Origin of the sequence: Corynebacterium sp. MSK039, assembly GCF_030232315.1 — a bacterium.
Lineage (GTDB): Bacteria > Actinomycetota > Actinomycetes > Mycobacteriales > Mycobacteriaceae > Corynebacterium.
The window spans coordinates 1-10,170 of sequence record NZ_JASPJL010000023.1 but is presented as its reverse complement, the minus strand read 5'-3'; the positions used below and the strand labels follow the sequence as shown (position 1 = coordinate 10,170).

Annotated in this window: 8 protein-coding genes and 2 tRNA genes; 2 read left to right on the top strand and 8 right to left on the bottom strand. The window is 65.5% G+C overall.

Annotated features, from left to right (window positions below; translation table 11 throughout):
• Window positions 1-148: 148 nt before the first annotated feature.
• The 4 genes from QP997_RS09520 to QP997_RS09505 form a co-directional block, all read right to left on the bottom strand.
• Window positions 149-222 (bottom strand) — tRNA-Pro (locus tag QP997_RS09520).
• 118 nt (window positions 223-340) lie between these two features.
• Window positions 341-415, bottom strand: a tRNA-Gly gene (locus QP997_RS09515).
• Window positions 416-534: 119 nt separating this feature from the next.
• Entirely contained in the window at window positions 535-1,008 is a 474-nt protein-coding gene (locus tag QP997_RS09510) for a ribose-5-phosphate isomerase (RefSeq protein ID WP_012360630.1), read from the bottom strand.
• Between the two features lie 5 nt (window positions 1,009-1,013).
• Window positions 1,014-1,667: a mycothiol-dependent nitroreductase Rv2466c family protein gene (locus QP997_RS09505; RefSeq protein ID WP_502870455.1), complete on the bottom strand. Its 654-nt coding sequence runs from the start codon at window positions 1,665-1,667 to the stop codon at window positions 1,014-1,016.
• A 139-nt stretch (window positions 1,668-1,806) separates the two neighbouring features.
• Between QP997_RS09505 and pepN the strand changes: the two genes are divergently transcribed.
• Window positions 1,807-4,473, top strand: coding sequence for an aminopeptidase N (gene pepN / locus QP997_RS09500; protein WP_284846989.1), 2,667 nt, complete (start codon window positions 1,807-1,809; stop codon window positions 4,471-4,473).
• 175 nt (window positions 4,474-4,648) lie between these two features.
• Window positions 4,649-5,059 (top strand): globin, encoded by a 411-nt coding sequence (locus tag QP997_RS09495; protein WP_284846988.1) that lies wholly within the window; start codon window positions 4,649-4,651, stop codon window positions 5,057-5,059.
• Here the strand turns inward: QP997_RS09495 and QP997_RS09490 are convergent.
• The 4 genes from QP997_RS09490 to ettA form a co-directional block, all read right to left on the bottom strand.
• On the bottom strand, window positions 5,056-5,838 hold the full coding sequence (locus tag QP997_RS09490) for a DUF8185 domain-containing protein (RefSeq protein ID WP_284846987.1): 783 nt from the start codon (window positions 5,836-5,838) through the stop codon (window positions 5,056-5,058). The two genes, QP997_RS09495 and QP997_RS09490, sit on opposite strands and share 4 nt — an antisense overlap.
• A gap of 28 nt (window positions 5,839-5,866) precedes the next feature.
• A complete protein-coding gene (locus QP997_RS09485) occupies window positions 5,867-7,072 on the bottom strand; it encodes an RtcB family protein (RefSeq protein ID WP_284846986.1) in 1,206 nt (401 codons plus the stop codon).
• A gap of 72 nt (window positions 7,073-7,144) precedes the next feature.
• Entirely contained in the window at window positions 7,145-8,170 is a 1,026-nt protein-coding gene (locus QP997_RS09480; protein ID WP_284846985.1) for an LLM class oxidoreductase, read from the bottom strand.
• 56 nt (window positions 8,171-8,226) lie between these two features.
• Window positions 8,227-9,897, bottom strand: a complete 1,671-nt coding sequence (ettA, locus tag QP997_RS09475) for an energy-dependent translational throttle protein EttA (RefSeq protein ID WP_070758674.1) — start codon at window positions 9,895-9,897, stop codon at window positions 8,227-8,229.
• Between the last annotated feature and the right edge of the window lie 273 nt (window positions 9,898-10,170).

The following is a 10,170-nucleotide window of genomic DNA, read 5'->3' as shown; positions in this document are numbered from 1 at the left end:
AGCATATACTTTCCTGAAACCTACAGGTCAACCCCTGAAAATCGGCGATTCCGGACACACTTTTTGACCCTTAACCCGCGTTAGGCGCTTGACGAGCCTAGGACGCAAGAAAACCCCTAGTCCGAAGACTAGGGGTGAACCTTTGCCGTCGGGGCAACAGGATTTGAACCTGCGACCCCTCGCTCCCAAAGCGAGTGCGCTACCAAACTGCGCCATGCCCCGGCCACACTTTCGCGAACCTAAGCTCGCGTTGCGTGCGCTCTAACCATACGTTAGCCCTGGGGAAAGTCCAAACCGCTATGCGCAGTTTGGAATCCCCCGCTATAACCGCTGGTCAGAGTGGAGGGAACGACGGGAATCGAACCCGCGTCTTCAGCTTGGAAGGCTGAGGTATTAGCCACTATACGACGTTCCCAAAAAGCAATCTTCGCATCATGCCGGCCCGGCGTGAGCACGAAGCTTGCTGTGGATAGACACCCTACACGATGGCGCGGTCAACTACCCAACCGGCGCCACCGGGGTGAGCCGCGGACTTTAGGCCTCCGGGAGGGCCGGCGCCTCACCGGTCTTCTCGTACTCGGCGAGGATGTCGATGCGGCGCTGGTGGCGCTCCGCCTCGCTCCACTCCTGGGCGATGAAGGCGTCCACGATGGCCAGCGCCTCCTCCTCGGAGTGCATGCGGCCACCCAGGCCGATCAGCTGGGCATTGTTGTGCTCGCGGGCGAGCTTCGCGGTCTCCACGGACCAGGCCAGCGCGCAGCGTGCGCCCGGCACCTTGTTCGCGGCGATCTGCTCGCCGTTGCCGGAACCACCCAGGACGATGCCCAGGGAGCCCTCGTCGGCAACGACCCGGCGGGCTGCCTCGATGCAGAAAGCCGGGTAGTCGTCGTTCGCGTCGTAGGTGTGTGCACCGCAGTCGATCACCTCGTGGCCAGCGGCCTTGAGGTGGTCTGCGATGAGGTTTTTCATGTCAAAACCGGCGTGATCGGCACCAAGATAAATTCGCATGATCTTTAGCCTACCGCAGTCTCCGTGGCGCTCGGATCCTCCGTGCGGGTCCGCTTGAGCTCGAAGAAGTGCGGGTAGCTGCCCAGGGTGACGGAGGCGTCGAACAGCTCGCCTGCCTGCTCCCCCTTTGGCACGCGGGTCAGCACGGGGCCGAAGAAGCCCCGGCCGTCGATGTCCACGATCGGGGTGCCGACCTCGTCGCCAACCAGGGAGATGCCGTGCCGGTGGGTTTCCTTCAGCTCGTCGAGGAATGCGTTCTCGGCGTGGGGGCGCAGCCCGATGCGGTCGATGAAGCCCTCCGGAAGGTCGAGCTTCTCAACGACCTCGGCGATGAGGTCGTCGTAGCAACCGATGTAGTCCCGCTCGCCGCGGTTCTCGTTGTGGATGGCCTCGCCCATCAGGGTGTAGTAATCGGCGATCTGGTCCGGGTGCTTGGTGTAGATCGCGGCAGCGGCCAGCGCCGGTGCCCAGGCTGCCTCCATGCGGTCCATGTAGGCGGAGTCGAGGTCGCGGCCGTCGTTGAGGACGGACAGGCTCATCGGGATGAAGTTCACCTTCACGTCGCGGACCTTCTCCACCTCCAGCAGCCAGCGGCTGGTCACCCAGGCGAAGGGGCAGGTGACGTCGAAGTACATGTTCAGCTCGTTCGTGGTGGCCACGGCGGGCTCCTTTCCTTTTCTTCTTCTGTTCTTCCCGCCACTGTATACATCTCGCCGGACTCCACGTTTTCTTAACGACGACGCCCTCGGGTGCAAGGAGCGGAAATCCGTGTCCGGGCCCGCGCGTAGGGTGGAGCGCATGACCTCAACGAATCTCACTCAGACCGAAGCTCAGGCCCGCGCCGAGCTGATCTCCGATGTCCACTACACCGTGGAGCTGGACCTTTCTGCCGGCGAGGATATGCAGCGCGAGCAGTTCCCGAGCCGCACCACGATCGACTTCCGCTCTGGCGCTGGCTCCACCTTCGTGGATTTCCGGGCGCGCGAGGTGAACTCCGTCCACCTCGATGGGAAGGACATCACCGAGCAGGCCATCGGTACCGGCGACTACGACGTCACCGCGGGCATCGTCCTTGCGGATCTTGCCGCGGGCGAGCACCAGCTGGTGGTCGACGCGCTGGGCGATTACTCCGTCACCGGCGAGGGGCTGCACCGCTTCCAGGATCCCGCAGACGGCAATATTTACCTCTACTCCCAGTTCGAGACCGCCGACGCGAAGCGTGTCTTCGCCTGCTTCGACCAGCCGGACATCAAGGCCACCTACTCGCTGAGCGTGCGCACCCCGCAGCCGTGGCGCGTGGTGACGAATAACGTCGTTGCGGCCGAGCTCGAGGGCGACACGGTGGTTCACCGCGCAGAGGTGGACTACCTGCTGTCCACCTACCTGATCGCCTTCTGCGTAGGGCCGTGGCACGAGGTCACCGACGTGTGGCGTGGCGAGATCACCGCCCACCCGGAGACCTCCGACGATGCGCTGGTGGAGGCGCGCGCCCGCGGCGAGATCCAGAACAGCGGTTCCCAGACCGTGCCGCTGGGCCTGTACTGCCGACAGTCCCTGGCCGAGCACCTGGACGCCGAGGAGCTGTTCACCGTCACGAAGCAGGGCTTCGACTACTACTCCGAGCACTTCGGCATCGCTTATCCCTTCTACAAGTACGACCAGGTGTTCTGCCCGGAGTACAACATGGGCGCGATGGAAAACGCCGGTGTGGTGACGATCCGCGACGAGTACGTCTTCCGGTCTGCAGCCAGCCACTATGAGTACGAGCGCCGCGCGGACACGATCCTCCACGAGCTGGCACACATGTGGTTCGGCGACCTGGTGACGATGACCTGGTGGGATGACCTGTGGCTCAACGAGTCCTTCGCCACCTGGTCCGCTGCCATGAGCCAGGCCAATGCCACCCGCTTCGACACCGCCTGGGTGACCTTCGGCAATAAAGAAAAGGCCTGGGCCTATGCTCAGGACCAGCTCTCCACCACCCACCCGGTGTTCACCGATGCCTCCGATATCGTCACCGTGGACGCCAACTTCGACGGCATCACCTACGCCAAGGGCGCAAGCGTGCTCAAGCAGCTCGCCGCCTACGTGGGCCTGGAGGCCTTCTTCGCCGGGGTGCGCACCCACTTCGCGGCACACGCCTGGGAAAACGCCACCTTCGACGACCTGCTCTCCGCGCTGGAGCGCTCCAGCGGCCGGGACCTGTCGGACTGGGCGGATCAGTGGTTAAAGACCACCGGCATCAACACGCTCAAGGCCAGCTTCGATGTCGTCGATGGCGCCTACCGGAACTTCGCCGTCGAGCAGAGCGGGGCGGCCCCGGGGGCCGGCGAAACCCGTACCCACCGCATCGGCATCGGCATCTACCGCACCGACGACGACGGGCAGCTCAGCCGCATCACCCGCGTGGACGCCGACGTCGCTGGGCCGACCACCGCGATCCCGGAGCTAGATGGAACCCCGGCGGGCGAGCTCGTCATCGTCAACGACGACGACCTGAGCTACGCCTTCATCGAGCTGGACGCGGATTCCCTCAAGGTGGCGACCGAAAACATCACCGCGATCGCCGACCCGATGCCGCGCTCCCTGATCTGGTCCGCGGCCTGGAACATGACCCGAAATGCTCAGATGAAGGCCCGCGACTTCGTGGCACTCGTCGCGCGTGGTGCGGTCGCGGAGACCGAGATGGCGGTGCTGGAGCAGGTCCTCGCGCAGTCCCGCGTGGCGGTGAGCACCTACGCTGCCCCGCAGTGGCGCCAGCAGGGCTGGGAACTGCTGCGCGAGACCTTCCTGCGCGGCATGAAGGAAACCACTGGCCAGGCGCAGCTGGCCTTCGCCCGCGCGTTTGCACACAGCGTCCACAGCGCCGAGTCCGCCCAGATCTTGCAGGAGCTGCTCGGCGGAGACGCGGCGAACTATGCGCCGGGGCTGGAGATCGACCAGGACCTGCGCTGGCAGTTCCTCATCGCCCTGGCCGCCAGCCAGGACGAAAGCGGGGAATCCGAAGAGCAGGTGGACGCGCGAATCGCCGAGGAGGAAACCCGCGATGCGTCCTCCTCCGGTGCGATGCTAGCGCTGGAGGCACGCTCGGCCGTCCCGACCGCCGAGGTCAAGGCCGCAGTGTGGGAGGAGATCACGCAGCGTGGCCCGCAGCTCTCCAACCTCGCGCTGCGCCACCGCATGGCGGGGCTGACCCGGGTGGGTCAGGGCGCGCTGCTGCAGCCCTTTGGCCCTAGCTACGTGGCCAATGCCGCCCGCCTGTGGGAGGAGCTCAGCCCCGAGATGGCACTGCGCACCCTCTCCGGCATCTACCCGGCCTGGGACCTCACCGAGGAGACGGACCGCCAGGTCGCCGAGCTGATCGAAGCCCCGGATACCCCGGCCGGACTGCGCCGCACCCTGCGAGAGGGCCGCGACCGGGTGGCTCGCGCCAAGACCGCCCAGGCCTTCGACGCCACCGCGTAGTGGCTTAAGACGTGGTGCCGGAGCCAGCTCGAGACTAGACGGCCCGCGGCTACAGCCGGGAAAACGCTAGTCTCGGGAGGAAAGAACCAGCCGCGGCGGGGGCTCCGGCCCCGTTCGCGTGCACCGATGGGTGGCCCGAATGGCAGGCACCCCAGAGAGGAAAAGTTAAGGAACAATGGGCACTTTTTATGATGCAGTTGGGGGCGAGGAAACCTTCCGCACCATCGTGTCCGAGTTTTATAAGCAGGTGAAGGACGACGACATCCTGGGCCCGATGTACCCAGCCGACGACATGGCGGGTGCTGAGGACCGGCTGCGCTGGTTCCTCGCGCAGTACTGGGGCGGGCCGGAGACCTTCAACGAGAAGCGCGGCCACCCCCGCCTGCGGATGCGCCACGCCCAGTTCCACATCAACGAGGCAGCTCGCGACCGATGGCTGGAGCTCATGGCTAATGCCATGGAGACCGTGGACGAGAAGACCCTGCCGGCCGAACACCGAGCCGCAATGTGGGATCACATGGAGCGAGTAGCGCAGATGCTGGTCAACGAACCGACCATGCGCTCCGGGCGCTCCTGGGACGCCTAAGGCAGGCGCGCCAGTCCCCCGGGACGCGGGGAGTAGAGGGTGCCGAAGACCCCGTCCAGCCGGATCCAGGATCCGGTGGCGGCCACCCGCACCACGTCGAGTTGGCGCCCTGGATGCTTCTCCTGCAGCGCGGCTGGCGGTGGGCTGATGATGCCCGTCGCCCCGGCTGTAGCGACCATCCGGCCGGTGATGTTCACCAGCTGGGGCGCAGCGCCCCCGGCCGGATCTCCGTTGGAGGTCTCCCCGGAAAAGCCCTGCCCAGCCTCGCTGGTGACCTCCACCAGCTCCTGGTCCAGCATCGAAGGGGCTAGCCCCGCGGGTCCGCCGCGCAGCTCGTGCTCCTCCTCCATCTCGCGGTAAACCTCCCGCAGCACCTCGGCGGGCACCCAATCCACCAGCTGGAAACCGCTGACGGGTGGCAGGGCGCCCAGCCACATCATGTCCACGCTGGTGCCCAGATCGAAGGTGGCGTCGGATTCACCTGGCCCGCCATCGGTGCCCGCGGAGCCAGCCCACTGCTGCAGCGCATCCTTCACTGCTGCTGCCCGCACGACGGTCGAGTCGGCGTCGTCGTCCTGTCCGTCCAGCACCGCCCCGGGCAAGCGCTGGCTGAGAGCGCAACCAAGTGGGGTGGAGAAGAAAATGTCCAAGCCATCCGGCAATGGGCGCAGCCGAGCGAGCGCCTCGGGGTCCATGCTCAGCACCCGCTCCGCCACACTTGCGATTCGACGCGCCACGGAGCGCGGGGCCTTGTTCACCATTCGCAGCTGCACACTCATGGCCACCAGCCTAACCACACGCCTAAGGCTATGTGCCCTTGAGGTTCAGCACCTGGCGCAGCTCGTGGACGACCTCGACCAGGTCGCGGGCGTCCGCCATCACCTGATCGATGGGCTTATAGGCGTCCGGGATCTCGTCCACCCACGCCGCGCCCGGCCGGTAGACGATGCCGGACATCCGCTGGTCAAGGTCCTCGGCGGTATAGCGCTTCTTCGCAGCCCGGCGCGAGAGCACCCGGCCGGCGCCGTGCGGGGCGGACCAGAAGGCCTGCGGGTTTCCCTTGCCGCGGGTGACGTAGGAGCGCGCACCCATGCTTCCGGGGATAAGACCCGGGCGACCAGCTTCCGCGTTGATCGCCCCCTTCCGGGTCAGCCACAGCGTGCGCCCGTCGATCGTCACGGGTTCGGTGTAGTTGTGGTGGGTGTTGATGCGCTCGACTTCCACCGCGCCATTTTCGGCGTTGCCCTGCCCCGTCGCGCCCTGCTCCCCCATCGCGCGGGCCAGCTGGTCTACGAAGCGGTCCATCATCTCCTCGCGGTTGGCCAGGGCGAAGGACTGCGCCCAGTGCAGCTCGGCGATGTACTGATCGAATTCCGGGGTGCCCTCCCGCAGGTAGGCGTGGTCGCGGTGCGGCAGCTCGATGCCCGCCTCGGCGCATTGCTGCTGGGCGATGCGGATGTGTTTCTGCGCGATCTTGTTGCCCACTCCGCGGGAGCCGGAGTGCAGGAAGCACCAGACCCGACCCAGCTCGTCGATGCACAGTTCAATGAAGTGATTGCCGCCGCCCAGGGAGCCGAGCTGCTCGCGCCATTTCGGGGAATGGGACAGGTCCACCCCATCGCGCGTAGCGTGCTCCTCCAGCTCCGCGATCCGGCGTGCGGTGTGGTCCAGGTGGATCTTCTTGTTGTAGTTGCCCGGCGAGAGCGGAATCGCGCGCTCTAGCTCGTCACGCAGTGCGACGAGATCCAGGTCGGCGATGTCTGCTTCCGTGTACTTCGTGCGGGCGGCGATCATGCCACAGCCGATATCCACGCCGACCGCTGCGGGGATGACCGCCCCTGCGGTGGGGATGACGGTGCCGACCGCACTCCCCATCCCGAAGTGCGCGTCCGGCATGAGCGCGACGTGCGGGGTGACGATGTCCAGCGTGGCCAGGTCGATGGCCTGCTGTTCGGTCCCCTCATCGAGGATGGATGCCCAGGACAGGACGCGGGGCGCGATCTTCTTCGGCATGGTCTTCCTTTCTTTTTTCCTGTGAGCTGTGGTTCCCGCTCCTGGTGGGACGTCCGTTGCGGGCTGAGGTAGCTATCCGGTCACCTTCGGTAGGACGTGCTCGGCGATTTCTTCGATCTGCTCGCCGGCTCGGTGCGTGGAGCCCAGCAGGTTGATGCTGACGTGGTTGATCCCGATCTCTCGTTGGGAGTTCAGCAGGGAGACCAGGGTGTTTCGCCCGAGTCGGTAGCCGAAGGTTCCGCCCTGGGCGGGGGCGTCCGGGTCCTCGTGCAGGTCGATCCACATCGCCTCCAGGAAGGGTTTGAAGGCACCTTCCCCGCACGCGTCGACGACAGCTTCGCGCCACTGGTCGACGTTCTTCTGTTGGATGGCGAGTCCCTTGTGGTACATGAACCAGCCGTCAGTGTGCTCGGCTTTCCACTCCAGGCTCTGCTGACAGGAGCCGGTGGCCAACACGGGCACGTGGTGGGCGGTGGGTTTGGGGAGCACTTCGGCGCCGCCGACTTTTCCTTCGGACCATCGGATTGGGCGCATGCTGGTGCGCAGTGCCTTGGTGTAGACGGCGAGGTGCTCGCGGAAGCGTTCGTCCCTGGCGCCCTGCTCTTGGTTGAATGCGGGGAACTCTTCCGGGCGGTCGCCGGTGGCGATACCCATGAGGAAACGCCCGCCACTCAAGCGGTCCAGGCTTGCCGCCCGCTTGGCCATCAACAGGGGGTGTTGGAAGGGGACGACGATCGCTGCGGTCCCCAGCGCGATTGTCGAGGTCTGCGCGGCGATGTAACTCAGGTACATCCAGGGGTCGTAGACCTGCCCGTCGTCGCCGAAGGTCTCCACGCTCAGGGGGATGTCGCGTGCCCAGACAGCAGAAAAGCCGCCGTCCTCGGCGAGGCGAATCAGGCGTAGCTGTTCGGCGAGGTCGGCGGCGGGATCTGCACTACTCCCCGATCCTGCTGGGCTGGCTACCTCCGTGGGGCGTTCGTTATCGCGGCGCCCGATGGGCAGGGAGAGCCCCACCGACAGCCGGCCGGGAGCGAAGTTGCGCTGGTAGCCAGGCAGCTCGGTGATGGGGGTATCGGAGATTGAACGCAACGGGGTCATACCGCCCACGCTAGTACAGCGCGAGCGGCAAAGCCCCTGCTTAGCGGGTTAAGCGCTTAGCGAGTCAGGCGGCGGTGCGTGACGCGGGACGGGCGTGCCGCCTCCGGGCCGAGGCGCTCGACCTTGTTCTTCTCGTAGTCCTCGAAGTTGCCCTCGAACCAGTACCACTGGCCCTCAGCAACGTTGCCCTCCCAGGCGAGGATGTGGGTACAGGTGCGGTCCAGGAACCAGCGGTCGTGGGAAATCACGACGGCGCAGCCCGGGAACTTCTGCAGCGCGTTCTCCAGGGAGCCGAGGGTCTCGACGTCGAGGTCGTTGGTGGGCTCATCCAGCAGGATCAGGTTGCCGCCCTGCTTCAGCGTCAGCGCGAGGTTCAGGCGGTTGCGCTCACCACCGGAGAGCACCTTGGACGGCTTCTGCTGGTCCGCACCCTTGAAGCCGAATGCGGAGAGGTACGCGCGGGATGGCATCTCGTTCTGGCCGACGACGATGTAGTCCAGGCCGTCGGAGACGACCTCCCACACGGTCTTCTCCGGGTCGATGTTCTCACGGTTCTGGTCCACGTAGCTCAGCTGCACGGTGGAACCGACCTTGACCTCGCCGGAGTCCGGCTCCTCCAGACCAACGATGGTCTTGAACAGCGTCGTCTTACCCACACCGTTCGGACCGATAACGCCGACGATGCCGTTGCGCGGCAGAGTGAAGGAGAGATCCTTAATCAGGACGCGGTCGCCGAAGCCCTTGGTGAGGTTGTTGACCTCCACGACCTGGTTGCCCAGGCGCGGCGGGGTCGGGATCTGGATCTCCTCGAAGTCGAGCTTGCGGTACTGCTCGGCCTCCGCAGCCATCTCCTCGTAGCGCTCGAGGCGGGCCTTGTTCTTCGCCTGGCGGGCCTTCGCGCCGGAGCGGACCCAGGCCAGCTCTTCCTTCAGGCGCTTCTGCAGCTTGGCGTCCTTCTTACCCGCGACCTCGAGGCGCTTGGCCTTGGTCTCCAGGTAGGTGGAGTAGTTGCCCTCGTAGGGGTAGAGCTTGCCGCGGTCGACCTCACAGATCCAGCCTGCGACGTGGTCGAGGAAGTAACGGTCGTGGGTCACGGCCAGGACGGCACCCTTGTAGTCGGCCAGGTGCTTCTCCAGCCACAGGACGGACTCGGCGTCCAGGTGGTTAGTCGGCTCGTCGAGCAGCAGCAGATCCGGCTCAGAGAGCAGCAGCTTCGCCAGGGCGACGCGGCGGCGCTCACCACCGGAGAGGTTGGTCACCGGCTCGTCGGACGGCGGGCAGCGCAGGGCCTCCATGGCCTGCTCGATCTTGGAGTCAACCTCCCAGGCGTCGGCGGCGTCGAGCTCCTCCTGGAGCTTGCCCATCTCCTCCATGAGCTCGTCGGTGTAGTTGGTCGCCATCTCCTCGGCGATCTGCTCGAAGCGCTGCTTCTTTTCGAAGATGTCGCCCAGGCCCTCTTCGACGTTCTCGCGGACCGTCTTCTCCTCGTTCAGCGGCGGCTCCTGCTGCAGGATGCCCACGGTCGCGCCCGGGTCGTGGAAGGCCTCACCGTTGGAGGGCTGATCCAGGCCGGCCATGATCTTCAGGATCGAGGACTTACCGGCGCCATTGGGTCCCACGACGCCGATCTTGGCGCCCGGGTAAAACATCATCGTGACGTCATCGAGGATGACCTTGTCGCCGTGCGTCTTGCGCACGTTCTTCATGGTGTAGATAAATTCGCCCACGGTGAACTACTTCAGCCTTTCCGTTGAAGAAAAAGTTCGATAAATCGCTGCCCCATAGTCTACGTGTTCGGCACCGATTTCAAGATTCCGCTGCTGCCCTCTCTGATTCAGTTCCTACTGCAAGACCAACGGCCGGGGCGCCCCCTTTCGCCCCGGCCGTTGTCTCCCCCGCTACCTGCGGATCCCCCGATTCCGCAGCCCGTTACCTTGTGAGTGTCCCCGATAATGGGGATAGTCGCTGGTCCCGGTATGGCTTACCTGCCCTGTAGTTTC